The sequence below is a fragment of the Chryseobacterium sp. RR2-3-20 genome (assembly GCF_017808115.1).
Lineage (GTDB): Bacteria > Bacteroidota > Bacteroidia > Flavobacteriales > Weeksellaceae > Chryseobacterium > Chryseobacterium oryzae.
In genome coordinates, this window is the sequence record NZ_JADQBD010000036.1 from 1 (window position 1) to 26341 (window position 26341).

The window sequence follows — 26341 nt, forward strand, 5'->3', positions numbered from 1 at the left end:
TGTTCATGTATTTAATGACTTGGTAATCAATTAAATATACGATTTTTTAATCAAATGGACAATCTTTTTTTTTTTTAATTCCTAAATGCACAACAGGTTATTAAAATATAAAAAAAAGATTAAATTTGCCGTACGTACATTATGGAAAAGAAATCATCAAAACAGACAGCTCCTACATCAGAATCAGGTAAAATATTATCCAAACCACGTATATTTTTCGGATTAACTTTTATTGTTTTTGCAGGTGTTCTTACCCTATCTTTCATCTCTTATCTTATGAATTGGAAGGCAGACCAAAGCCAGGCAGGAACCATGCTCGACAAAACCATACAATCATCTAATCTTTTCGGAAAACTCGGAGATTGGCTAGGAAATATTTTTATTTTTGAAAGCATAGGAATTGCTTCTTTTATTATCGCATTTCTGTTTGTGGTTTTCGGAACAATGATCTTGAAAAAGAAAATATTCAAGCCGTGGATGACTTTCGGACATTCTCTGTTCTTCATTTGCTGGCTCCCAATTCTTTTTGGAGCCATTACCAAAGGACAAGGAGTTTTAAGCGGTGTTTACGGATATCAAATTATGGATTCTCTTTCTGCCATTATCGGAACAGTAGGTCTTTGGGTAGTTTTGGTCGTAAGTATTGCTCTGTATTTCATTCTTGAATTTAATCTGAGACCAAGCTCTGTTAAAGCTAAATTAAGCGAGTTAAACGATAATACAATCGGAAGAGTAAAATCTATGATGCCTAATTCTGATGAGAATTTCGAAGCAGACCAGGAACTTGAAGAAGAAATTAACGCTAATGAAGCTTTAAATATAAAGGTAACCGACAATTCGGGAAGCATCAATCAGAACAATTCCAAAAAGGAATCTCCTTTTAAAGAATCAAAACCTGAAGCCGATATTGAAACCATTGTCACTCCGAATAAAACATCGTTCGAAGAAGAGGTAAAACCAACAACATCATCAGTTAATCTAAGCCTTGAAACTCCAAAAAATATTCCTGCAGTAACTCCAGAAGACGCTTTCGATGTTAAAAATACTTTTTCTTCGCCTGCAAATGAAGATATAAAGTTTAATGTAGAAGTTGCCCCCGTTGTTGATATTATTGATGATACAGACAGACAATCTCAGGAATTGGTAGAAAAACATGGACTATATGATCACCGATTAGATTTGGCTAAATTTCAGATGCCTACCATAGATTTGCTTAAAGACTATGGCAATGAAGAAATCTCTATCAACAAAGAAGAATTAGAAGAAAACAAAAACAAAATTGTAGGTCTTCTTAAAAATTTTAATGTAGGAATTGCAGAAATTAAAGCTACGATAGGACCAACTGTTACATTATACGAAATTGTTCCAGAGGCAGGAATCAGAGTTGCTTCGATAAAAAAACTTCAGGATGATATTGCTTTAAATCTTTCAGCCTTAGGAATAAGAATTATTGCACCGATGCCGGGAAAAGGAACAATTGGTATTGAAGTTCCTAGAAAAAATCCTACTATGGTTTCCATGAGATCGGTAATCGCTTCTCAGAAATTCCAGAATACAGATATGGATCTTCCTGTAGTATTCGGAAAAACCATTTCTAATGAAGTATTTATGGCAGATTTGTCTAAAATGCCTCACCTTTTAATGGCAGGTGCTACCGGACAGGGAAAATCGGTAGGAATTAATGCAATTCTTACCTCATTACTCTACAAAAAACACCCAAGCGAGCTGAAGTTTGTAATGGTAGATCCTAAAAAGGTAGAACTTTCTTTATATTCTAAAATTGAAAGACATTATTTAGCAAAACTTCCGGATGCTGAAGAAGCTATCATTACAGATACCAACAAAGTTATCAACACGCTGAATTCTCTGTGTGTTGAAATGGATCAGCGATATGATCTTCTTAAAAATGCTTTCTGTAAAAATTTAAAAGAGTACAACAAGAAATTCAGCGAAAGAAAATTAAATCCAGAAAATGGACACCGTTATTTACCTTACATTGTTTTGGTAGTAGACGAATTTGCAGATTTAATTATGACTGCCGGTAAAGAAGTAGAACTTCCCATTGCAAGATTGGCACAGTTGGCAAGAGCCGTTGGGATACATTTAATTGTTGCAACACAAAGACCGTCGGTGAACGTAATTACGGGTATGATTAAAGCCAATTTCCCGGCAAGAGCTGCATTCAGAGTTATTTCTAGTGTAGATTCGAGAACCATTTTAGATTCTCCCGGAGCAGATCAGCTGATTGGTAAAGGAGATATGCTTTACTTTAACGGAAATGAAATTTTAAGACTTCAATGTGCATTTGTAGATACTCCAGAAGTTGAAAGATTGGCAGAATTTATTGGTGAACAGAAAGGATATGCTTCTGCATTTTTACTTCCCGAATATGTTTCTGAAGACACAACAAGTACAGTGGGAGCTTTCGATCCGAACGAAAAAGATGCCCTTTTTGAAGATGCTGCAAGAATTATTGTTTCTACACAGCAGGGTTCTACTTCTATGCTCCAAAGACAGCTGAAGTTAGGCTATAACAGAGCGGGAAGAATTATGGATCAGCTTGAAGCAAGCGGTATTGTAGGAGGTTTTAACGGAGCCAAAGCCAGAGAAGTTCTCATTAGTGATCTTCATTCTTTGGAACAGTTTTTGGAAGATTTGCGAGGCTAAAATTTAACCAATAGTGTTTTGACAAGTCTAAAGGATAGAAAAATTAGATATAAAATGAAAAAAGTAATTTCAAAAATAGTTTTAGGAACTTTTGTAGTAGGAAGTATAGGATTTGTGCAGGCTCAAAAAATTGATGCAAAAGCAAAAAAAATACTGGATGATATTACCGCAAATTATAATTCTAAGAAAAATTCATATTTTAAATTTGCTTTTGGAAGCGGAGTAAACGGAACAGTTTCTAAAACCGAGCCCGGAATTTACTATTCTGCAGGCAATAAGTATAAACTTAAAATAATGGAAACCGAGCAAATCTTCGATGGTAATAAAATTTACAACATCAATACTGAAGATAAGGAGGTTACCGTTGCAAAACCTAATGAAAGCAGTGCAATGTTCTCCCCTATTAATTATCTTACTTCTTACAGAAAAGATTATAATGTTTCGTACAGCGGAAAAAAGAACGTAGATGGTGTAAATGCTGATCTCATTAAATTAACCCCAGTAAAAGCAAACGGACTGAATTACATTTATCTTTATGTAGATTCTGCTAAAAAGCAAATGCTAAAACTTGAACAGTATGGAAACAATAAAGATATCTCCATAATTTCTATTAAAGACTACAAAGAAAACCAGCAGTTAGATCCCAATATGTTTGTTTTTGATAAAAATAAATTCAAAAATTTTCTGGTTACAGAATTATAGTTCTAAATAAATATTAAAATTTAAAGTCACAAAGAAAACTTTGTGGCTTTTTCATTAATTTTGGCGCATGTTAAAAATATTAGACCGATATATCATCAAGACCTTTTTTGGTCCGTTTTTTTTCATATTCAGCGTTCTGTTTTTTATATTTATTGTAAATATTATTTGGATTCAGCTTGGGCAGTTTATGGGAAAAGGTCTTACAACATTTCAGATTGTAAAACTTCTCTTCTACTTAGGCGTAAATGTGGTAAGTATGGTACTTCCGCTCACAATTCTTTTGGCGAGTATTATGTCGTTTGGCGAGTTGGGAGAAAGATATGAACTTGCCGCAATGAAAGCTGCAGGAATTTCTCTTACCCGAATTATGGCACCTCTTTTCGGAGTTTCTGTAGGGCTTGCTATTCTGCTTTATGTTTTTTCTAATAATATCATTCCGGATTTTCAGAGAAAAGCAAAAAATATGCTTTTTAATATCGCTCAAGCAAAACCAGCGTTAAACTTCACTCCGGGTCAGTTTATCGATCAGCTTCCGGGATACATGGTAAAATTTGACAAAATTAAAGGTGAAGAAGGCAGAGATTTAGAAGGAATTTTTATCCATAAGAAAGCAGGTAATTTTGACGATCAGCAAACCATTGTTGCCGAAAAAGGAAAATTTGCCAACGCCAAAAACAGAAAATACATGCAGCTTATATTATATAATGGCTATGTAATTGAGGACTCTTATGCCGGAAAATCTGATGCTGTACGCCTTAAACAACCCGATCAGGAAACAAAATTCGACACCCTTATTACCCATTTCGATATTAGCGAATTAATAGATAAAGCAATTGAAAAGGAAAATATTACCGAAGATTATAGATTCCAGACTTTTAGAGAATTATTTACAACGATTGATAATACAAAAAAACTTAATAAAGTAACCAATGAAACAATAGGTAACGAAATGCTGAGCCAACTAAACTCGGTGGTTACTTATATGGATCAGGGTAAAACCAAAGCACCAACAAAACAGCAGTATAAATTAGATACTTTAAAAAAAGACAATAAAATTCAGGCACTTACCAACGCTTACTCCAGACTTGAAAACTTTAAAAATAATCTCGACACAAAAGATAGCGAAATTGATCCCAGCAAGAAATATTTCAGCAAAGTAATATTGTATCAGCAGAGAATGCTTACCTACTCTTTTACCTGTATTATTTTCTTCATGATTGGTTCCAGCTTGGGTTCCATCATCAGAAAAGGAGGAATGGGAGTTCCGGTAATTATCGCCATCATTATATTTATCATATTTTACATCATAAATGTAGGTTTTGAAAATTTAGCATGGGCAGGAAAAATGAATCCTTATCTTGCAGCATGGCTTCCCAATATTATTCTGTTTCCGTTTGGTGTTTTAATGACTTACAAAGCACTTACAGATTCTCAGCTTTTCGATTCTGAAAAATATAAGGCATTGTTTAAACCCATTACTAAATTTTTCGTAAAAGATAAAGAGCATAAAAGATATCAATAACACAAAGCCGGTTCTCAGAATCGGCTTTTTATTTGAAGATTAATGATGTAATAAAATCATAAAAAAATTCAGAAATCTGATGTAGTTTTAAAGATTAAGCACAGATAAAAAATGCCTTTAGTAGTGATAAAAAAGCACTTTTCTTGTTCTATATAAATTACATTGTAATCATTTTATTCACTTCAAACTAAGTTTTATATATTTGTTAAAAAGACAAACTATATATGGATCAACTTTCAGACAGAGTAAAAAGGTTAGGATATTCTCAGACTTTTGTAATGTCTAATAAGGCTAGAGAAATGAAAGCCAGCGGAATAGACGTAATAAGTTTAACATTAGGCGAACCAGATTTCGATGTTCCCGATAATATTAAACAGGCAGCTTTTGATGCAATTAATGAAAATTACAGCCACTACTCTCCTGTTCCCGGTTTTCTTGAACTTCGACAGGCTATTACCGAAAAATTAAAAAGAGATAATAATTTAGATTATAAGCCTACACAAATTTGTGTATCCAATGGAGCAAAACAGGCAATTATTAATGTTTTGGCATCCATCATCAACGATGGAGACGAGGTAATTTTACCAACTCCTTTTTGGGTAAGCTACGATGAAATGGTAAAAATGATGGGCGGAACATCTGTAATGCTTCCAACATCGTACGTAACCGATTTCAAAATTACCGCAGAGCAGCTAGACGAAGCTATAAATGAAAAAACAAAAGCGGTACTATTCAGTTCGCCATGCAATCCTTCAGGTGGATATTATACGTATGATGAACTTAAATCGCTGGCAAAAGTTATTGCTAAATATCCTCAGGTAACAGTTATTTCTGATGAAATATACGAGTACATCAACTACGAAACAAAAACAACATCTATTGCACAGTTTCCGGAAATTTATGAGCAAACTGCGGTCATCAACGGGATGTCTAAAGCTTTTGCCATGACGGGTTGGAGAATTGGATATTCTGCCTGTCCGGAATGGCTTGCAAAAGCATGCGAAAAAATTCAGGGACAAATGACAAGCGGAGCCAATACAGTGGCTCAAAGAGCCTCTATAACAGCTTTAAAAACAGATCCTAAAGAATATCATTATATGATTAATGCTTTTAAAAAGCGTAGAGATTTAATGTATGATTTAATGAAAGAAATCCCTGGTTTCAAGGTTCTTTTACCAAAAGCGGCATTCTATTTCTTTCCGGATATTTCTTTTTACATCGGAAAAAACCTTAACGGAACCGAAATAAAAAATGCAGATGATTTCGCCATGTTTATTTTAGAAAATGCACATGTTGGTTGTGTAGGAGGCGTTTCTTTCGGAAGTCCGGAATGTATAAGATTTTCTTATGCAGCTTCAGAAGAAGATTTGAAAGAAGCAATGAAGCGTATTAAAGAACTCCTTTTGCCTTTCGCATAATTATTATTAAGCTGTCATTTTTTGGCAGCTTTTTTTCAGTTTTTTAAGAACAGTAATGGTTACAAAACTTATATCTGTTTTCATTTTTTTATCTTTGCTTAAAATTAAATATATTTCATGGATACAATTGACAGCCTGAACCAAGTAGCAGAATTCCACACCACTTTTAAAGCCCCAATTTTAGATACTCCACAAATTCCTTCCAAAGAAAGATGCAATCTGAGAGTTGATCTTCTTCAGGAAGAACTAAATGAATTAAAACAGGCAATTGAAGACCATAATATCGTAGAAATTGCAGATGCACTGTGCGATTTGCAGTATGTATTAAGCGGAGCTGTTCTAGAGTTCGGTCTTGGCAATAAATTTGTAGAACTCTTCAACGAAGTTCAGCGTTCTAATATGTCTAAAGCTTGTGATACAGAAGAACAGGCACAGGAAACTGTAGAATTTTATAAAGAAAAAGGTGTAGAATCTTTTTATGAAAAATCTGGAGAAAAATTCAATGTTTACCGAAAATCCGATCATAAGGTTTTGAAAAACAAATATTATTCTCCGGCAGATTTAAAATCAATAATAGAAAACTAAAATGAAAAAAGTTATTACCCGAATTATTGCACTGTCTGTTTTGGCAATTTCTCTACAGGAGTTCAATGCTCAGAAATTAGTAGTTAACCGTGAAGTAGAAACTACCGCAGATGGAAAAATGCTTCTTGGTCATCAGTTAAAAGATCAATTTACCAAAGCGCCTTATGCAGATTGGTATCAGAAAGAGTTTAACGAATATGCTTTGGATCAAAAAGCAGTGAGCGAACTTAAAAAAGATAAATTCAATTCTTATAATCTTATTGTGTTCATGGGAACTTGGTGCGAAGATTCTCACAGAGATTTCCCTAGGCTGATGAAAATTTTGGATGAATTGAAATATCCAGATTCAAGACTCACCATTATTGCTGTAAACAGAAAAAAAGAATCTCCAACGGGAGATGAAGTAAAATATAATATCCAGAAAGTTCCTACCATTATTGTAGAAAAATATGGCAAGGAAATTGGAAGAATCATTGAAATGCCGACTACAGGATACATAGAAAGAGATCTTGTAGAAATCTTAAAAAAAGACGACAGATCGGTTATTAAAGAAATATTTAAAAAAGAAAATTGAGAAATTTAAAAATTTTATTACCGTTTTTTGCAGGAGTTATACTGATGTTGCTCCTGTTTTTTAGTTTTAAATCGTGTTTCAGCTTAAGCGAGAAAAAAGAAAAATCAGATTACTATCTGCTTACCAACCAAATTTCTAAAATGAACAAATTGGTAGTTTTGGAGCAGAATTTTTCCGCAATGCAGAAAACAAAAATGAGTTATGAATTTTTTGGTAAGGAAATGACCAGCAACAGCATCATTACTTATACCAAAACCAATGCTCAAGTTTCTTACGATCTTAATAAAATGAAAATTGAAGTAGATTCAATTAACAAAAAATTGGTTATATCAGAACTTCCCAATGCAGAAATAAGAATCACTCCAAGTGTTGAAATCCAGTCTATGGACGATTCTTTTTTCAATAGAATTTCAGAAAAAGATATTAAAAATGTTACACAGAAAGCCAAGCAGACGGCAATTAACTCTGTAGATCAGAATAAACTTAGAAATGAAGGTCGCACCCAATTAATGGAAAATCTGAATAATATCTTCGTTTTGGCAAAGGCTTTGAATTATAAAATAGAAGACCAAACCGGTAAAATTGGTATTCTAAACCTTTAAAATTCAAACTTATGGATTCCCAAGAAAATAAACCAAAGAAAGAATCTGCAAATTCAGCTGAAACAAAAAAACAAAACGAAGATTTTAGGGATATTCCTGCTTCTTCTCAGAAACAAAATCCGCCAGACGTAGACAAAGAAGATGTTCAGAAATCTTCGAAAGGTAAAACAGGAAAAACAGATAATACTAAGTGAAAGCTTAGTATTTTTTTGTTTATTTTAAAATCTTTTCACTTTTAAAATGAAAACAGAGCATTTTTAAGCGAAATATCTGCTCTGTATTTTTTAAACATATAAAATTTACGTATTTTTGCATCTTAAAATTTTTTAGTTAACAATGATAAAAATTACACTTCCAGACCAAAGCGTCCGAGAATTTGAAGGAGAAGTTACTCCTTTAGATGTGGCAAAATCTATTAGCGAGGGATTGGCTAGAAATACCATTTCCGCAGTTGTAAACGGTACACAAGTAGAAACCACCACACCTATCACCACAGATTCTACGGTACAGCTTCTGACTTGGAATGATGATCTTGGCAAGAAAGCTTTCTGGCATTCTTCTGCCCACCTTTTGGCGCAGGCTATCCTAGAATTTTATCCAAATGCTAAATTAACTATCGGTCCGGCAATCGAAAATGGTTTTTATTACGATGTAGATTTCGGAGACGAGAGTTTATCTGAAAAAGATTTTGAAAAAATTGAAAAGAAAGTTTTAGAAAACGCTAAAAAAGGATCAACTTTTTCATTATATCCTGTTTCTAAAGAAGAAGCATTAAAAACGTATGCCGATAATCCTTATAAAGTAGAATTAATTTCTAATCTGAATGATGGCGAAATTACTTTTGTAACCCATGACAACTTTACAGATCTCTGTCGTGGCGGTCACATTCCGAATACAGGAATTGTAAAAGCTTTTAAGGTTTTAAATGCTGCGGGTGCTTATTGGAGAGGAAATGAAAATAACCCTCAGTTAACAAGAGTTTACGGTATTTCTTTTCCTAAACAAAAAGACCTTACAGAATATCTTGAAAGATTAGAAGAAGCAAAAAGAAGAGATCACAGAAAACTGGGTAAAGAACTTGGTATTTTTGCATTTTCAGAAAAAGTAGGACAAGGATTACCTCTATGGCTTCCTAAAGGTACTGCATTGAGAAAAAAATTGGAAAATTTTCTTTCCGAAGCTCAGAAAAAAGCAGGATATGAGTTTGTAATGACTCCTCATATCGGAGCAAAACAACTTTATGTTACTTCAGGACACTGGGATAAATATGGAGCTGATAGTTTTCAGCCAATAAAAACTCCAAATGAAGGAGAAGAATTTATGCTGAAGCCGATGAACTGTCCACATCACTGCGAAATTTATAAAACCTCACAGTGGAGTTATAAAGATTTGCCTAAAAGATATGCTGAATTCGGCACAGTTTACAGATACGAACAAAGTGGTGAACTTCATGGTTTAACCAGAGTAAGAGGATTTACTCAGGATGATGCCCATTTATTCTGTACTCCGGATCAGTTGATGGATGAGTTTAAAAAAACTATTGATTTGGTTCTTTATGTATTTGGTTCTCTTGGATTTGCTGACTTTACGGCTCAGATTTCTTTAAGAGATCCTGAAAATAAAGAAAAGTACATTGGATCTGATGAAAATTGGGAAAAGGCTGAAAACGCAATTGTAACAGCCGCTACAGAAAAAGGTCTTAATACCGTAACTGAATATGGTGAAGCTGCTTTCTACGGTCCTAAACTAGATTTCATGGTGAAAGATGCTTTGGGAAGAAAGTGGCAGTTAGGAACTATTCAGGTGGATTATAACTTACCTGAAAGATTTGATTTAACATACACAGGAAACGACAATGAAAAACATAGACCGGTGATGATTCACAGAGCACCATTCGGATCTATGGAACGTTTTATTGCCATTTTAATAGAAAATACGGCTGGAGATTTCCCATTATGGCTAGCTCCGGATCAGTTTATTATTCTTCCGATTAGCGAAAAATATGTAGATTATTCTAAAAAAGTTTCACAACTTTTAGAAAATCACGATATTAGCGGATTAATTGACGACAGAAACGAAAAAACTGGTAAAAAGATTCGTGATGCCGAATTAAAGAAGATTCCGTTTATGCTTGTAGTAGGAGAAAATGAGGAAAAGGATGGCACAATTTCTGTTAGAAGACGTGGTGAAGGAGATTTAGGAGTAATGAAAATAGAAGATTTTGTTGCTTATTTTAAAGAAGCTTCAAAAACAGGATTTGAATTTGGAGCATAATTTTTAAATGAAATTTCTCCAATAAAAATAAAAAATGACTGGCTATTTTTTTAGCCAATCTAATGAACAAAGATTAACCAATAAAATTTAATACAATAGCACAAAGATTTAACAACAGAGGCCCACAGAGACGTCCACAACAGGAGGACGCTCACATGATTAACGATAAGATCCGAGTAAGAGAACTTCGTTTGGTGGGAGATAATGTAGAACCAGGTGTATACCCTATCGACAAGGCAAGACAAATTGCTAAAGAGCAGGAACTGGATCTGGTTGTCATTTCAGATAAGGCAGAGCCTTTTATTGCAAGAGTACTAGACTATAAAAAGTTTTTGTACGAGCAGAAGAAAAAACAAAAAGAGCTTAAAGCTAAACAGGTAAAAGTAGTCGTAAAAGAAATTCGTTTCGGACCTCAGACTGATGATCACGATTATGAATTTAAGAAAAAACATGCAGAAAAGTTTTTGGAAGAAGGTTCTAAACTGAAAACGTATGTGTTTTTTAAAGGACGTTCTATCATCTTTAAGGATCAGGGAGAAATTTTACTTTTGAAATTGGCTCAGGAACTGGAGCATGTAGGTAAAGTAGACCAACTTCCTAAGCTTGAAGGCAAAAGAATGATTATGATGATGAGTCCTAAAAAACCGGCTAAATAATTTCTATAATCTATTACCGGAATTAAATTTATTCTTTTATTCTGATGATTTACGATAAACAAAAGAGATTTTCTATGAAAGTCTCTTTTCGTATTATTATTTTTTGTAATTTTGCAGTCGCAATTATTGCGTGAGGGATAGTAACGAAAAGCCCATAGCAAAAAAGGAAATGCCTTGGAGCGAGGACTTGCAGTGAATAGCCCGACCCGAATGAGTGAATGCAGCGTAGCGAAATGAACGAGTGAGGGACACGCCATAATCAATGTAACAATATAATAATGTACCAATGTAACAATTATTGGTAAATTGATAAACTGCTACATTGCTACATTTAAAATAATATTGATAACAAAAACATAAAAAAGCAAACAATGCCAAAATTAAAAACGAAATCAGGTGCTAAGAAACGTTTTGCTCTTACCGGAACTGGTAAAATCAAAAGAAAAAACGCTTACAAAAGCCACATCTTAACTAAAAAAGAAACTAAGCAGAAGAGAAATCTTACTACTACTTCTTATGTAGCTAAAGTGGATGAGAAAAGCGTTCAACGTCAATTAGCAATTAAGTAGTTTTTATAAATCTTTATCCGGTTTATAAGAATTAAAAAAATTCAACATTTTAACCCTGAAACGGTGCACCAAAGAGCAACAGTGTTGCCGCCCTTTTCAAAAAAACAATTTAAATTATGCCAAGATCAGTAAATGCCGTAGCTTCTAGAGCTCGCAGAAAAAAATTAATGAAACAAGCTAAAGGTTTTTTCGGTAGAAGAAAGAACGTTTGGACTGTTGCTAAAAACGCGGTACAAAAAGCAATGCAATATGCTTACCGTGGTAGAAAAGAGAAAAAGAGAAATTTCAGAGCACTTTGGATTATGCGTATTAACGCTGGTGCAAGAGAGCACGGAATGTCTTACTCTCAGTTTATGGGGGCTCTTAAAAAGAACAACATTGAGCTTAACAGAAAAGTTTTAGCAGATTTAGCAATGAATCACCCTGAAGCTTTCAAAGCAGTTGTAGATCAAGTAAAATAATGTAAAATATTTTGTTATCAATATAAATCCCGTGTTTTTTGCTCGGGATTTTTTTATTATTTACATTTGCCCAAAATCTTTTTTAAAAGTGAAAAAAATAACAGGATTTCTGCTTCTTTCGATGGTTTCTTGCAGCTTTAACGCTCAGACATTTATACAGGCTTACCAAAACAGAGCCAACCAGGTTACACAAAGCAATATTACTACTCTACTTCAGGAATTTTCTAATTTGGGAGTAAAAACAACGGGCTCTCCAGAAAATACCGATACTTTGAACTGGTTAAAAACTAAATATCAGTCTTTTGGTTATAATACCAACCAGATTTCGGAAGATACTTTTACGTATGGAAGCATAACATCTAAAAATTTAATTATCACTAAAACAGGAACGGTTTATCCCAATACCTACGTAATTATTTGCGGACATTACGATACTATTGTTGGTCCCGGTGTAAGCGATAACGGAAGTGGAACATCAATAATTTTAGAAGCTGCCCGAATTTTAAAAGATATCCCTACAGAATATTCTGTGAAATTTATTAACTTTTCAGGAGAAGAACAAGGTTTAATAGGTAGCAATCACTATGTAAACAATGTTGTTTTTCAAAATAATATTAGACAGCTTAATCTGAAAGTAGTTTTCAATATAGATCAGGTTGGAGGACAAATTGGCAATCTGAATAACACCATCAACTGCGAAAGCGATCAGGACGGGCAGACAGGAAACAATGCACCTTCTTTGGCAATGACCCAGGAATTGGCAACTTGTACGAGTCTGTATTCGCCTCTGCAAACTGTACTTTCTAATGCTTACTCATCAGATTATATGCCTTTTGAAGGAAAAGGTGATATTATTACCGGTTTCTATGAAACAGTAAGAAGCAATAATGAACATACTGTAAATGATACTTTTGCCAATGTAGATCCCATATATGTTTACAATGTAGGAAAAGCGGCTGTTGGAGCTTTACAACATTTTGCCGTGGCATCTTCTCTTTTATCTACAAATGAAGTTAGCGAAAATAATCTTGAATCTATAAAAGTTTATCCAAATCCTGCCAAAGATATTCTTCATTTGGAGCTACCCGAAAAGATTAAAAAATTCAGTGTAGAGATTAATGATATGACCGGAAAGCTAATTTCTTCTTACGAGAATGAAAAAAATATTAACATTTCAAAATTAGTTAATGGTGTTTATCTTTGTACCGTTAATTCGGAAGAAGGCAAAGCTGTTCGTAAATTTATCGTTAAAAAATAGATTACATTTTATCCAAGATCTTTTTAGGTAAAACTTTGGTAAGCTGAGATTTTAATTCTTTCTCTGCATAAACAACTTTCCAAGTTTTTTTATCTTTAGAAATAGCATAAACAGACATCGGTGCATTAATGGTATATGCACCTTCTTTTGCATTATACTCTATATTATTTTTTCCGTACTTGGAAGAAAGCATTTTGCTGATATTTTTCTTCATATCATCATTCATGGAACTTACATCTGCTCTCATTTTCAAAAAATAACTCACTAAAGAGAAATATTCGCCGTCTACAAGTTCCGGTTTGCCTACGGATACAAATTTCATGTCTTTCACGTCAATTTTCACAAAAGGATTATTGTAAGTCATATTCAGAATTTGCGTCATTTGCTCTTTAGGAAAAACCGTAAAGTATTTTGGATAAATACAGTCGATAGTTTTATCAAGCTGTTTATATTTAATCGTATTGGCAAAAAATACAACCGATTTTCTTATAGGCTGATCTTCAGTACCAGTCGTATTCTGAGCGAAACCCAATGCAAAAAAAATTACTAAGGCGAAACTGAATATTTTATTTTTCATTTTTAAATTTAAGTTTTTCAAATGTACAAAAAAGAGACAAGGAAATTTTAAATCCAATTAAATTAAACAAAAAACCGTCTCAGTGCGAAACGGTTTTAGAATATGATGTGGTTAAAAGTAATTATGGAACTTTTACCAGTTCTACATCGAAAATTAACCATGCATTTGGCGGAATAACTCCTCCTGCCCCTCTTTCTCCGTAACCCATTGCTGGCGGAATCAGTAAAGTAGCTGTTTCTCCTTCTTTCAATAATAAAATTCCTTCATCCCAACCTTTAATTACTCTACCGGTTCCAACAGGAAATTCTAATGGCTCATTTCTTTTGAAAGAAGAATCAAACTCAGTTCCGTTTGTAAGCTTTCCAGCGTAATGTACCTGTACATTATCACCTGCTTTTGGAGTTTTACCTTCAGTTTTTTTAGTAATTTTATAGTAAAGACCAGATGGCGTAACCTGCATTCCGTTTTTAAGTTCGTCTAAAGCTTTTTTAGCATCAGCTTCAGCCTTTTCTGCCATAGCTTTGTTATTTGCGGCAATTTTACTTTTTCCTTCGTTGAAAGTTTTTGCAGCATCGTAGTTTTTGTATTCGTCACCTTTACTAAATACAGACACTTTTTCTAAAACAACATCCGTAGTTGGTTTGTCTTGTGCTCCTTTTTCTACATTCGCAATTGCATCAATCACCTCTTCACCTTTTACCACTTTACCGAAAATGGTATGTCTGCCGTCTAACCATGGCGTAGCAACTTCTGTGATGAAAAACTGAGAACCATTTGTATTTGGTCCTGAATTCGCCATCGAAAGAATACCTTTTCCTGTATGCTTAAGATCATTTTTTTCATCTTCAAACTTATATCCAGGATCTCCCATTCCTGTTCCTTTAGGATCTCCTCCCTGAATCATGAAATCTTTTATCACTCTGTGAAAAATGGTTCCATCATAAAAAGGAGTACCTTTTGCTTTTGCCGTGTTATCTATTTTACCTTCTGCAAGACCAATAAAGTTTGCAACAGTTACCGGAGATTTTTTGTCTTCAAACTTTACAATCATGTTACCTTTGCTGGTCTGAAGGTTAGCATAAAGTCCGTCATTAAGACTTGCGTAAGTTTCTTTGTCTATATTCATTTTTTTATAAATTGGAGTACAGCTTAAAAGCGAAATGCTTGCGGCTGCTAAGATTATATTTTTGCTTAAAAATTTCATTTTAAAGAACTTTTAATTTTATAATTAAAGGAATATCGTTATCAATTTTATTTTCATCACCATAAGTTCCGTATGCCAGAGAAGAAGGAACGAGAAGTGTAATTTCTTCACCATCTTTCATGAATCTTAATGCATTTTCTACTGCCTTTAGTTCATCAAAATGTCCAAATTTAGCATTTTGCCGGGTAATTGGCTTATCGTAAATCTTGGTCTGATCAAAATCGTATAAATCGTAAGAATAGGAAATAAAAGTTTCGTCTTGTCTTTTTTTACGATAATCTAAACCTTCAACGGTTGTCCAGTAATTAAGCTGTGTCGGAAAATATGGTGTTTTCTGACCTTTAATCCAGTCTTTTATCTGTTCTCGTTCAATCAGATTAAGATTTTTTGAGCGGTTTTTTGAAACATCAAGATCCTTCTGATTCAAAACTCCGCCAACAGGAGGATGTACAGGATTATTTCTTTTGCAGCCTACAAGACTCAAAAGCGATATGAATATTATTTTTTTCATAAAACTTTTGCGAAAATACACAATTCGTTATTCAATAACAAAACTTCCACAGTTTATTAATGGTTTAAAGATTTATTTGAAAGCAATATCTTCTGCTTCTTCCATCAACTTAAGATACGTAGAATATCTGGACTGCTGAATTTCACCTGTTTCCAAAGCTTCAATTACCGCACATTTTGGTTCATTAATATGCATACAGTTGTGATATTTGCAGTCTTCACGCTTTTTGAAAATCTCAGGAAAATAATGCTGCACTTCTTCCTTTTCTATATCAATCATCGCAAATTCCCGAACACCGGGTGTATCGATAACGTTTCCGCCAAAATCCCAAAAATGCATTTGTGCAAATGTAGTGGTATGTTTTCCTTTGAGATGTGTATCGGAAATCTCAGAAGTTTTAAGGTTAAGACCAGGCTGTAAAGCATTAACAAGAGTAGATTTTCCACAACCCGAATGCCCAAAAAATACAGAAGTTTTATCTTTTAAAATATCAATAAGCTTATCGAGATTTAATTTGGAATAAGAGGAAATTTCTAAAGTATTATACCCTATTTCATTATATAAAAACTCAATATCTTTTACTAATTCCTGTTCTTCCTCTTCTAAAACGTCCATTTTATTAAATAAAATAAGCGGAGTAATATTGTAGGCTTCGCAACACGCCAAAAACCGGTCTAAAAAACCTAAAGAAGTTTCGGGATATTTTAAAGTAAATATAAAACACGCCAAATCGATGTTGGATGCAATAATATGAGCTTCTTTGGAAAGATTAACCGATTTTCTGATGAGATAATTTCTTCTGGGCTCTATTTTGGTAATCCATGCTATATCATCCTGCTCCAATTGAAATTCTACAAAATCGCCAACCGCAAGAGGATTGGTAAGTCGGGTTTTTATCAGCTTAAATTTTCCGCGGATTCTTGCTTCAAAAATTTTCCCTGATTCTGTTTCCAAAACCTGATACCAGCTTCCCGTAGATTTTATGACTTTTCCTTTCATTTTATGAATACAAATATAGTCAATTCAAGAAAATAACGTGTTTTTATAATGATGCTTATTTTCGGTCTATGATAATATTATTCTGAACGTCGATAGATTCTTCGTGCACCGCTTTAAATATTTTGTCTATAAATTCTTTAGACAAGCCTGTTTCTGCAGCTTTCTGTATGGCATATTCGTTAATGGTTTTCCATCTATCCGGCTGAAAAATAGCAATATCATGTTCTTTTTTAAGTTTCCCAATTTTTTCTGAAATTTTCATTCTTTGCGACATCAATTCAATCACCTGAAAATCTAAATCTGAAATGAGTGTTCTGTATCTTCCTATTTCTTCTTCAAAACCCGACATATCAGAATTTTTCAGCTTCAGATCTGAAATCATTTCTGCTAAAACCTCAGGAGTAATTTGTTGGGCAGCATCGCTCCACGCTTCATCGGGATTGCAGTGGGTTTCTATCATAGTACCTTCGTATCCCATGTTTAGGGCTTCCTGAGTGATACCTTTCAGCCCGGTTCGATTTCCGCAAATGTGAGAAGGATCTACAATTAACGGAATATTGGGAAACTGACTTTTAAAATCTAAAGCAATCTGCCAATTCGGATTATTTCTGTACTTTGTTTTTTGGTAAGTAGAAAAACCTCTGTGTATGGCTCCTAAATTTAAAATATTTTGTCCTAAAAGTCTTTCTAATGCTCCGATCCACAATGCTAAATCAGGATTTACCGGATTTTTTACCAAAACTATTTTTTCTGTCCCTTTTAATGCTTCGGCAATTTCCTGAACTGTGAAAGGGTTTACGGTAGATCTTGCTCCAATCCAAAGAATATCTACATCGGCATTAAGAGCCGCTTCAACATGATGAGCATTGGCAACTTCAGTCGCAGTTTGAAATCCAAATTCCTGCTTAACTTTTTTAAGCCAGTTGAGCCCGATAACGCCCACTCCTTCAAATCCGTTAGGTTTGGTTCTTGGCTTCCAAATTCCTGCACGGAAAATAGAAACCTGCTTGTTACTTTCTTTTATTCTTTTTGCTGTATCGAGCATTTGCTGCTCACTTTCTGCACTGCAAGGTCCTGCAATAATTAAAGGTGCCGGAAAACTTTTTATCCAGTCATTTTTTAGATCTGTTAAATTCATCATAATGTAGTTATACTATTGAAATTATTAAAAGGTATCATTAATGATACTCAAAAATTGTAAATAAAATTTGATGAAAAGATATTTCTATCTTTTTGAAAGAAAAATTGGAATTATTCTAAAAAGAATAATGGAATCTTTCACAATAATATATATCTGTGAAAAATAAGCTTCCACTCAGGAAACGAATGGAATAATGTTCAGACTGAACGGGTTGAAATAAAACTTTGAAAAGCTTCAAAATACTATTTTTATTAATTTTTTATAAATCTAAGAAAAAAATATGAAACTAAGACAAATCAAACCTCATTAAATCATCAAGATCTTTCAATAATGGATTTTTTTCTACAAACTTTTCGAAGATTTTCCTCTTGGTCATGATTTCCGTTTTAAGATTTTCATAATCTTTTTTGAACTGAAATTCAATAGAATGATTATTTACTTTATGCTTGAAATGATTAAAAAATTCAATACTAATTTTATCAAATTCTAGTTTGGCAGAATCTGAAGGAAAAGAGATCTGAACAATATTCTCATCTTTTTTGATGAGTTTAAAGGGTTTAATAGCATTAAAAACTACCGGATCTTTCTGACGAAGTTGCTTCAAAAGGTTATTCCATTCATTTTGAAGATCAGTATCCGTAAAATGATTGGTAGGAAGTTTTTCTGTTGAAATCTGAGGTACACTCTCAACCGATTCTGTTTTTTCTTCCTGATTGATAAATGAATTGATGCTGAAACCCGTAGAAACTCCTGACTTAGACAATGGTTTGGAAACCTTCTTTATTTCCTCTTTTTTGTCATTTTCTACAATACTTTCGGCTTTCTCTTCTTTTTTAGGAACTTCCTGTTTAGGTTTTAGTATTACCTCCTGTTTTTCATCTAAAAACGGGGCTAATATTATAAACTTTTTTTTTTTGAATCTAATCCGTTTGAAAGTGATGATAACTGCATTAATGCAATTTCCACCGTAAGTCTGGGATTTTTGGAGTTTTTATAATTAATATCTGCATGGTTACAAATTTCTATTCCGTCAATAAGATTTTGAGGACTCCAATTTTTAGCCTGTTCAACAAATTTTTGCTTAGTTTGTTCTCCAACTTCAATTAAATCTACTGTTGAAGCATTCTGAGCCATCATTAAATCCCTGAAATGATTTCCTAAACCCGCAATAAAAAGATGAGGATCGAAACCCTTTTTTACAATTTCGTTAAAAGTAGAAAGAACTTCCGGAATTTTACTTTCTTTGGCTAAATCTGCAATGTTAAGATACTGATCGTAGTCTAAAATATTGAGAACTTCCGCAGCTTTCGCAAGGGTAATGTTTTTTTGAGAAAATGTTGAAAGCCTATCAAAAATAGATAAAGCATCTCTTAGCGCACCATCTGCTTTTTGAGCGATAAGATACAGTGCATCATCTTCATACTGAATGCTTTCTTTTTCTGCTATTTTTTTAAGATGATTCTGAATATCAAGAATTGTAATTCTTTTAAAATCATAAATCTGACATCTCGATAAAATCGTTGGAATAATTTTATGCTTTTCGGTAGTTGCCAAAATAAAAATTGCATGAGCAGGAGGTTCTTCCAATGTTTTCAGAAATGCATTGAAAGCTGCAGAAGAAAGCATGTGCACCTCGTCTATAATATAGACTTTGTACTGCCCAACCTGAGGAGCAAAACGTACCTGGTCTATTAATTCTCTTATATCGTCTACGGAATTATTAGAAGCAGCATCCAGCTCATATATATTGTACGCAAAACCGTCCTCGGAAACAGAACCGTCTTTTTCATTGATTTTTCTGGCAAGAATTCTGGCACATGTTGTTTTCCCTACTCCTCTCGGTCCACAGAAAAGTAAAGCCTGAGCAAGTTGATTTTCTTCTATCGCATGCTCTAATGTATCTGTAATATGAGATTGCCCAACGACAGTGTCAAACTGTTGAGGACGATACTTTCTAGCAGATACAATAAAATTTTCCATTGGTCAAAAATAAGAAATATAGTTTTAATCTGAAAGTATAAAAATTTCAAATTTCTATTTTATTACGGTAAAGTTGGGTAAAGTGTTGTGAACAAACTACTTCTTTTCGTATGCAAAATCGATAATATCTTTAATTGCTTTTTTTATTTTTTCTCTGCCTTCTTCACTTTTCATATCAATACCGCAGAAAGTACTCCCGTTATAACCTGTGAAAAGATTGAGATGATAAGCACCGGCAACCAAAATTGCAGATATAGCTCTGTAATCTTCAGATTGATCTCCAAAATAAGGATCAGTAATATTTTTGAAAAGTTCTTCTCCCACAATTTCTCTCTGCTCCAAGAGTTTTTTAAGAACTGGTCTGCTTTCAGACATTTCCCAAATCATGATTTTTTGAAGCTCTTTATTCTTTTTAAGCGTATCGAACTGATTAATAATGGCAACTTTAGACATTTCTTTACCACCATCGGATAAATCTGCATCGTTTTGAAGCTCGAATCTGCTCCAGTAATCCTGAGATTTTACATATTCGTCTATAAGTTTATCGGTACTTCCGAAATACTCATAAATAAGTTTTTTATCAAACCCTGCAACAGCAGCAATTTTGCTTACCATTAAACCAGAATATCCTTTAGTTTTAAGAATCTTCCCCACTGCTGCCAACAGTTTCTGCTTTGTTTTTTCTTTGTCTCTTATAGGACCTTGTACAACTTTTCTAGCCATCGTTTCAATTTGTGTGCAATTTAAAAATTATATTTTCAAAGATTATCAAATTTTCAAAAAAAATGCGTTTAAATTAATGATTATTATCTATAACAGTTATTAATAAATCCCAATTTTGAGAATTTATCTATAATATTAAAATAAATATCAGTTTTAATAAAACGCTTTTTAAATACGAATAATAGATGGATATATATTGATTATCAATTAAAATAATTCACACTACTCAAATTTTATGGCAAATTTATTCAGAAGCGAAAAAATTAAATCTCATGTTTTCTTCATTATATTTTGAATATTCTTATTATAAATTTAACGCAAATTATATTTAAATTAAAATACTGTTTAACTTGAAAAATGTTAATTTCCCAATAAAAAAGAAACAAAAGGAAAGCTGGAAAAGAAAAAAGCTGCTAATATTTGTCAGCAGCTTTTAGTTTGTATTAAATTTTTATAGTGATTTCACTTACTTCGGCTTCATAATTATCTAAAAGACGTATGGTATTCTCCCTAGTTCCGGAAAAATAAGAAGTCCTTTGGAAAAGATTTTTGTAAAAATTAATTCCTTCCAGAATATTGGCTTTAAAAGCATTCCATTTTTTAATCTGAGAAGCAGTTGGCTGATGCAAAGAAGAAACTTCTTTCTGTAAATGACTGATGTACATTTTCAGTTCATTAATAAACATATTCGGTCTGTTTTGAGTAGAAAGCAAATTTTTGCTTCCGTAAATATGCTCAATCATCTCAGGAAGCGTAGCTTCTTTATCGAAATAGGCTAAATTGGGACCCGGACAAATCACAACACCCTGTTTTTCTCCTTTTATCTCAATATCATTATCCATATATGCAGAATTAACGAGTCCTACACAAAGACACGCTTTTTCTGTAATCTCATTTTTCTTTTTTTCGAATTCCTTTTCGCAGAGTGTTTCTTTTTGAGATTCAAGCTCCTCGATTTTGATTTGCTGATATTTTTTTGATGCCGTACAAGTTCCTTCCAGAGAATATTCTTTGCTCAGAGCCAGTAATTTCTTGGGACAAGAACTTCCCAATCTGTTTCGTTGTTCTTTTTGTCTTCTTAAAATTTCGTTGGATGTTCCTTTTACGGTATTGAAAGGTACGCCAAGAGGAGAAATATTACTCAGGAAATAATCATTTTCTTTAGAATCTGCCAAAAGTTTTCGAGTTTCTTTATCCACACAGGTGGCTTCAGGAACCAAAAGAAAAGGAGAACCCCAACCTACACTGCTGATTTCGAAATTATCGAGTAAAAAGTCGTGTTCTTCAGCAGTTCCTACTCCACCCTGAACCGTAATATTCAGATCAAGCGGCTGCAAAGGGATAAGTCTATTTTTCTGTTCAAGTGCTTTTATCATTAGACTGTGAGCAGAAGAAATCAGTTCCTCTTTTTTTGCCTTAAACTCTTCCAAAATAGGACCAAGCAATAAACCTTCGGTTGCAAATGCATGACCGCCACAGTTTAAACCAGACTCTATTCTGTATTCTGAAACCCAAAGACCTTTCTTTGCCAGAAAATTCCCCTGAACCATCGCCGAGCGGAAATCGCTTACTTTAAGAATTATTTTCTTTTTAATAGAATTTTGGGCATCAGGATAAAAATCTTCAAACTCTTCAATATAACTGTATAATCGAGGATTCATGCCTGCTGAAAGCACCAGTGACGAAGATAATTTGCTGTTGGCAAAACCTCTTAGAGAAGAATGTGCATCATTGAAAATTACCGGAAGCTGCTGTTGATTTTTATAATTATCTTTATCAACTTTAGTCATAATATTAACATCAATACTTCCGGGAGAAAAATTACTTTCCAAAAAACTTTTTATTTTAGAACTTATGAAATCTCCCTGATTAAGAATTTCCGTCAACCCTTTTTTCATATCCGAATATTGAGGAATAATCGACAGGAAATTTTGTAAAGACTCCTTACTTTTAGAAATCTCTTCTTTAAAAGAATCAAACTTTTTGGTTACAACATCATCCATCATATCAAGATAATCTGTAATTCTCTTCGCGCGGTAATCTTCCGTTTTTTTGGATATTTCCTGATAATTTAAATTGAATTTTGAGTTATAGAAATTTTTCATCTTCTCGATGATATCATCATCAATAATAGATACAACTGAAGAAATTCCGTATTGAGCTACCCGAATTGGGCTGTCTATCGTATAAGCCAATCCCATTACCGGGATATGAAATGTATGTAAAGGTTTGTTGATCATTTTTATATATAAAATTTGCATCATAATTCTATGAAGCTGATTGATCTGAAACCTAAAACCGTTTACAAAGCTACAACGATTAAATAAATTATGCAATAAATAATTTCAAGAACAAATTAAGTTTATAAATACACTTTTATTTGATTATTTTGATATATTTGTAAACAATTAATAGAATTATGAATTACAAATTGACGAAAGATGTTATTCATCTGCTTGAAAAGTTTGATTCTGAAAATAAAAACAATCTTTACACCGCAGATATTGAAGGTTTTAAAAGTTGGATTTCCGATAACCATTCAGCCACCACAAGTGATAACACTATTTATTGGGACGGAAAAGAAAACGGAAGAAGTGCAGAAAGTGCGATAAGCACTTTATTGGTACATCTCAACAGATACGCAAAAACGTACTCCAAATCTGCTATTTTCGATTCTGAATTTTCTACACAGGAAGAATTCATTTATCTCATAAATCTAAAATCTTTCGGAGAAATGTCTAAAACAGAACTTATCAAAAGAAATGTTCAGGAAAAACCAGTCGGAATTCTCACCATCAACAGACTGATTAATCAAAAATGGGTAGAACAGAAAGATTCTGATATTGATAAAAGAACTAAAATAATCAGCATAACCCAAAAAGGTCTGGATGTTCTCGAAAAACAAATGAACAACATCCGCAAAGCAACCAGAATTGTAAGCGGAAATCTCACCAACTCAGAAAAAAATGAACTAATTAGGTTGCTTAATAAACTCGATCATTTTCATTCTGAAATTTTTGGCAGAAATATTGACACTAAAAACTTAATAGAAACTGTTTATTCTGAGTATTCATTCAATAATAATTAATTATGTCTAAAAAAATAGCAATTATCGGCTCAGGATTTTCAGGACTTTCTGCTGCAGCATACTCGGCAAAAAACGGTCATGAAGTTCATATTTTTGAAAAAAACGACAGCATTGGAGGACGTGCAAGACAGTTTTCTACAGATAACGGCTATGTATTCGATATGGGACCAAGCTGGTATTGGATGCCCGATATTATTGAAGATTTTTTTAATGACTTCGACAGAAAAAGTTCAGATTACTATGAACTTATTTCTTTAGATCCTCAGTTTGAAATGGTTTTTGAAGATGGAAATATGTCACTTCCACAATCTTATCCGGAAATGAGAAATCTTTTTGAAGAAACAGAATCGGGAGCTGGAAAAAAGCTGGATGATTTCATGAAAGATGCTCAATATAAATATGAAGTGGGGATGAAAGATTTTGTGATTAAACCCTGCCATTCTTGGCTGGAATTTGTATCACCAAAGATTGCCAAAAGTGCTCTAAAATTAGATTTACTTTCTAATTTTCATCGTTTTGTAAGAAAGTATTTCGCTCATCCGAAATTAATAATGCTAATGGAATTTCCGGTAATTTTTCTCGGTGCCGCTCCAAAAGATATCCCCGCACTCTACAGCTTAATGAACTACGGCGGTTACAAACTTGGTACTTGGTATCCTATGGGCGGATTTTACAAAGTGATTGAAGCAATGAAAGAAATTTGCCTTGAAAATGGCGTAAAAATTCATCTTAATGCAGCCGTAGAAAAAATTAATGTAAGTAATTCTAAGGTATGTTCTATTACTGTAAATGATGAAGAAATTGTTTTCGATACCGTTATCGCTTCTTCCGATTACCATCATACAGAACAGAAATTAATTCCGGAAAAATATAGAAATTATAATGAGGAATATTGGAAAAATAAAACTTTTGCTCCATCATGTCTTATTTTTTATTTAGGATTTAAAGAAAAAATCTCCAACTTAAAACATCACACTCTATTTTTTGAGCATGATCTTGATCTTCATACTGCAGAAATTTATACCGACAAGAAATGGCCTACAAAACCTCTTTTTTATGCATGTTGTCCATCTAAAACAGATAAAAATGTGGCCCCAGAAAACTGCGAAAATATATTTCTCCTCATGCCTATTGCTACAGGAATTACCGACAGCGAAGAAATGAGGGAAAAATATTTTGAAGAAATGATTTCAAGACTTGAAAAACACACCAAAACCACCAATATTTCTGAAAAGATAGAATATAAAAGAAGCTACTGCATTCAAAACTTTAAAGAAGATTATCATGCTTATGAAGGTAATGCCTATGGTTTGGCGAATACATTAAACCAGACAGCAGTTTTAAAGCCATCTTTAAGAAATAAAAAAATTAAAAACCTTTTTTATACAGGGCAGTTAACCGTTCCGGGACCGGGTGTGCCGCCCTCTATAATTTCAGGGAAAATTGCAGCAACAGAAGCCTCCAAATAAACAAAATATTATGAAAAAACTTTTCGATGAACTTTCTTATAAGATTAGTAAACAAACCACCAGGCAATACAGCACGAGTTTTTCTCTTGGTATTTTGGCACTTTCTCCCAACATTCGTAATTCTGTATATGCAATATACGGCTACGTAAGACTTGCCGATGAAATTGTTGACAGTTTTCACGGTTACGACCGCTCTACCCTTTTAAAAAGATTTCGTGAACAGACCGATCAGGCTTTAACGGAAAAAATTTCGCTTAATCCTATTTTACAATGCTTCCAGCAAACCGTACATAGGTATAATATTGATGTACAACTCATCAATCAGTTTCTTAAAAGCATGGAAATGGATCTCCAAAAGATCGATTATGATTCTGAACTTTATAAAGAATATATTTTGGGTTCTGCTGAAGTGGTAGGACTCATGTGTCTGCACATTTTTGTAAACGGCGACAAAGAACTTTTCTCAACATTGAAACCATTCGCCATGAAGCTTGGTTCTGCTTTTCAGAAAGTTAATTTTTTACGAGATATGAAAGATGATTATCATGTTCTTGGAAGATGCTATTTTCCGAATGTAGATATTTCTTACTTCGATAATATTGTAAAAAATCAAATAGAAAAGGAAATTTACGACGAATTTAAAGAAGCTTTGGAAGGAATAAAAAAACTTCCTACATCATCAAAATTCGGAGTTTATCTTGCATATCGCTATTATATTTCTTTGTTTAAAAAAATTAAAAAAACTTCAGCTAATAAAATAATCAATCAAAGGATAAGAATCTCCAACGGTAGAAAATTTTCTTTAATGATGAGCAGTTATGTACAATACAAAATGTCGTTGCTGTAAAATTAATAATGGAAAATAATATCCTAAAATTTTAAAATTCAAAAAAAAATGATTCATCAATTATATCGAGAACAACAGCTAAATTGTACCATCGATGAAGCGTGGAAGTTTTTCTCATCTGCAAATAATCTTTCTAAAATTACTCCGAAAGAAATGAACTTTATTGTGAGAACAAAGCTTTCGGATGATGCTATTTACGAAGGAATGATCATTGATTATTACGTTTCTCCTTTGCTGAATATTAAAATGTCTTGGCAAACCAAAATTATAAAAGTAAATAACCGGAAAAGTTTTACAGACTTTCAGGAAAAAGGACCTTATAAACTTTGGAACCACCACCATGAATTCATCGAAAATGAAAATGGAGTTCTCATGAAAGATACGGTAGATTACGAACTTCCCTTAGGATTTCTTGGAGAAATAGCTCATGTATTATTTGTTAAGAAGAAATTGAAACATATTTTCGATTACCGAACACAAGTTTTAGATAAAATGTTTAATCATAAATAGATAT

At 33.2% G+C, this 26341-nt stretch carries 26 protein-coding genes; 17 read left to right on the forward strand and 9 right to left on the reverse strand.

Features of this window, described 5'->3' with window-relative positions; all coding sequences use genetic code 11:
• Positions 1 to 141 precede the first annotated feature (141 nt).
• The 13 genes from IV513_RS09440 (at position 142) to IV513_RS09500 (ending at position 13288) form a co-directional block, all read left to right on the forward strand.
• Positions 142 to 2667, forward strand: coding sequence for a DNA translocase FtsK (locus tag IV513_RS09440; protein WP_209390328.1), 2526 nt, complete (start codon positions 142 to 144; stop codon positions 2665 to 2667).
• 54 nt (positions 2668 to 2721) lie between these two features.
• Complete coding sequence (locus tag IV513_RS09445; RefSeq protein ID WP_209390329.1) at positions 2722 to 3369, forward strand: outer membrane lipoprotein carrier protein LolA; 648 nt, start codon at positions 2722 to 2724, stop codon at positions 3367 to 3369.
• A 67-nt stretch (positions 3370 to 3436) separates the two neighbouring features.
• A complete protein-coding gene (locus IV513_RS09450; RefSeq protein ID WP_209390330.1) occupies positions 3437 to 4891 on the forward strand; it encodes an LptF/LptG family permease in 1455 nt (484 codons plus the stop codon).
• A 224-nt stretch (positions 4892 to 5115) separates the two neighbouring features.
• Positions 5116 to 6309 carry a pyridoxal phosphate-dependent aminotransferase gene (locus IV513_RS09455; protein WP_209390331.1) on the forward strand — a complete coding sequence of 398 codons (1194 nt, stop codon included), beginning with the start codon at positions 5116 to 5118 and terminating at the stop codon, positions 6307 to 6309.
• A 117-nt stretch (positions 6310 to 6426) separates the two neighbouring features.
• Positions 6427 to 6894, forward strand: coding sequence for a nucleoside triphosphate pyrophosphohydrolase family protein (locus IV513_RS09460; RefSeq protein WP_209390332.1), 468 nt, complete (start codon positions 6427 to 6429; stop codon positions 6892 to 6894).
• A 1-nt stretch (position 6895) separates the two neighbouring features.
• A complete protein-coding gene (locus IV513_RS09465) occupies positions 6896 to 7468 on the forward strand; it encodes a thioredoxin family protein (protein ID WP_209390333.1) in 573 nt (190 codons plus the stop codon).
• Positions 7465 to 8070 carry a DUF4230 domain-containing protein gene (locus IV513_RS09470; protein ID WP_209390334.1) on the forward strand — a complete coding sequence of 202 codons (606 nt, stop codon included), beginning with the start codon at positions 7465 to 7467 and terminating at the stop codon, positions 8068 to 8070. Before IV513_RS09465 ends, IV513_RS09470 begins: the two co-directional genes overlap by 4 nt.
• 11 nt (positions 8071 to 8081) lie before the next feature.
• Positions 8082 to 8264: a hypothetical protein gene (locus IV513_RS09475; RefSeq protein ID WP_209390335.1), complete on the forward strand. Its 183-nt coding sequence runs from the start codon at positions 8082 to 8084 to the stop codon at positions 8262 to 8264.
• A gap of 142 nt (positions 8265 to 8406) precedes the next feature.
• Positions 8407 to 10344, forward strand: coding sequence for a threonine--tRNA ligase (thrS, locus tag IV513_RS09480; protein ID WP_209390336.1), 1938 nt, complete (start codon positions 8407 to 8409; stop codon positions 10342 to 10344).
• Positions 10345 to 10499: 155 nt separating this feature from the next.
• A complete protein-coding gene (gene infC / locus IV513_RS09485; RefSeq protein WP_209390337.1) occupies positions 10500 to 11000 on the forward strand; it encodes a translation initiation factor IF-3 in 501 nt (166 codons plus the stop codon).
• 371 nt (positions 11001 to 11371) lie between these two features.
• A complete protein-coding gene (gene rpmI, locus IV513_RS09490) occupies positions 11372 to 11569 on the forward strand; it encodes a 50S ribosomal protein L35 (RefSeq protein WP_034676300.1) in 198 nt (65 codons plus the stop codon).
• A 116-nt stretch (positions 11570 to 11685) separates the two neighbouring features.
• The gene (gene rplT / locus IV513_RS09495) at positions 11686 to 12030 is read left to right on the forward strand and encodes a 50S ribosomal protein L20 (protein WP_209390338.1); all 345 of its coding nucleotides are present in this window, start codon (positions 11686 to 11688) and stop codon (positions 12028 to 12030) included.
• A gap of 88 nt (positions 12031 to 12118) precedes the next feature.
• Positions 12119 to 13288: a M28 family peptidase gene (locus IV513_RS09500; protein WP_209390339.1), complete on the forward strand. Its 1170-nt coding sequence runs from the start codon at positions 12119 to 12121 to the stop codon at positions 13286 to 13288.
• A gap of 1 nt (position 13289) precedes the next feature.
• Here the strand turns inward: IV513_RS09500 and IV513_RS09505 are convergent, their stop codons facing one another.
• From IV513_RS09505 to IV513_RS09545, 9 genes are all read right to left on the reverse strand, one after another.
• Positions 13290 to 13865: a hypothetical protein gene (locus IV513_RS09505; protein ID WP_209390340.1), complete on the reverse strand. Its 576-nt coding sequence runs from the start codon at positions 13863 to 13865 to the stop codon at positions 13290 to 13292.
• Positions 13866 to 13986: 121 nt separating this feature from the next.
• Positions 13987 to 14991 carry a peptidylprolyl isomerase gene (locus tag IV513_RS09510; protein WP_245168909.1) on the reverse strand — a complete coding sequence of 335 codons (1005 nt, stop codon included), beginning with the start codon at positions 14989 to 14991 and terminating at the stop codon, positions 13987 to 13989.
• A 79-nt stretch (positions 14992 to 15070) separates the two neighbouring features.
• A complete protein-coding gene (locus tag IV513_RS09515) occupies positions 15071 to 15580 on the reverse strand; it encodes an FKBP-type peptidyl-prolyl cis-trans isomerase (protein ID WP_209390342.1) in 510 nt (169 codons plus the stop codon).
• 72 nt (positions 15581 to 15652) lie between these two features.
• Positions 15653 to 16579, reverse strand: a complete 927-nt coding sequence (gene rsgA / locus IV513_RS09520) for a ribosome small subunit-dependent GTPase A (RefSeq protein ID WP_209390343.1) — start codon at positions 16577 to 16579, stop codon at positions 15653 to 15655.
• 55 nt (positions 16580 to 16634) lie between these two features.
• Positions 16635 to 17717 carry a chorismate mutase gene (locus tag IV513_RS09525; protein WP_209390359.1) on the reverse strand — a complete coding sequence of 361 codons (1083 nt, stop codon included), beginning with the start codon at positions 17715 to 17717 and terminating at the stop codon, positions 16635 to 16637.
• Positions 17718 to 18006: 289 nt separating this feature from the next.
• A complete protein-coding gene (locus IV513_RS09530) occupies positions 18007 to 18483 on the reverse strand; it encodes a hypothetical protein (RefSeq protein ID WP_245168910.1) in 477 nt (158 codons plus the stop codon).
• A 134-nt stretch (positions 18484 to 18617) separates the two neighbouring features.
• Positions 18618 to 19700: a DNA polymerase III subunit gamma/tau gene (dnaX, locus tag IV513_RS09535; protein ID WP_209390344.1), complete on the reverse strand. Its 1083-nt coding sequence runs from the start codon at positions 19698 to 19700 to the stop codon at positions 18618 to 18620.
• 96 nt (positions 19701 to 19796) lie between these two features.
• Positions 19797 to 20423, reverse strand: a complete 627-nt coding sequence (locus tag IV513_RS09540; protein ID WP_209390345.1) for a TetR/AcrR family transcriptional regulator — start codon at positions 20421 to 20423, stop codon at positions 19797 to 19799.
• A 443-nt stretch (positions 20424 to 20866) separates the two neighbouring features.
• On the reverse strand, positions 20867 to 22663 hold the full coding sequence (locus tag IV513_RS09545; RefSeq protein WP_209390346.1) for a hypothetical protein: 1797 nt from the start codon (positions 22661 to 22663) through the stop codon (positions 20867 to 20869).
• Between the two features lie 179 nt (positions 22664 to 22842).
• On the opposite strand from IV513_RS09545, the gene IV513_RS09550 reads away from it, so the two are divergent.
• The 4 genes from IV513_RS09550 to IV513_RS09565 are packed head-to-tail and all read left to right on the forward strand — an operon-like array spanning position 22843 to position 26337.
• Positions 22843 to 23511 carry a MarR family winged helix-turn-helix transcriptional regulator gene (locus IV513_RS09550; protein WP_209390347.1) on the forward strand — a complete coding sequence of 223 codons (669 nt, stop codon included), beginning with the start codon at positions 22843 to 22845 and terminating at the stop codon, positions 23509 to 23511.
• A 2-nt stretch (positions 23512 to 23513) separates the two neighbouring features.
• On the forward strand, positions 23514 to 24980 hold the full coding sequence (locus IV513_RS09555) for an NAD(P)/FAD-dependent oxidoreductase (RefSeq protein WP_209390348.1): 1467 nt from the start codon (positions 23514 to 23516) through the stop codon (positions 24978 to 24980).
• 10 nt (positions 24981 to 24990) lie between these two features.
• Entirely contained in the window at positions 24991 to 25827 is an 837-nt protein-coding gene (locus IV513_RS09560; protein ID WP_209390349.1) for a phytoene/squalene synthase family protein, read from the forward strand.
• Positions 25828 to 25875: 48 nt separating this feature from the next.
• Positions 25876 to 26337, forward strand: a complete 462-nt coding sequence (locus IV513_RS09565; protein ID WP_209390350.1) for an SRPBCC family protein — start codon at positions 25876 to 25878, stop codon at positions 26335 to 26337.
• Positions 26338 to 26341 lie beyond the last annotated feature (4 nt).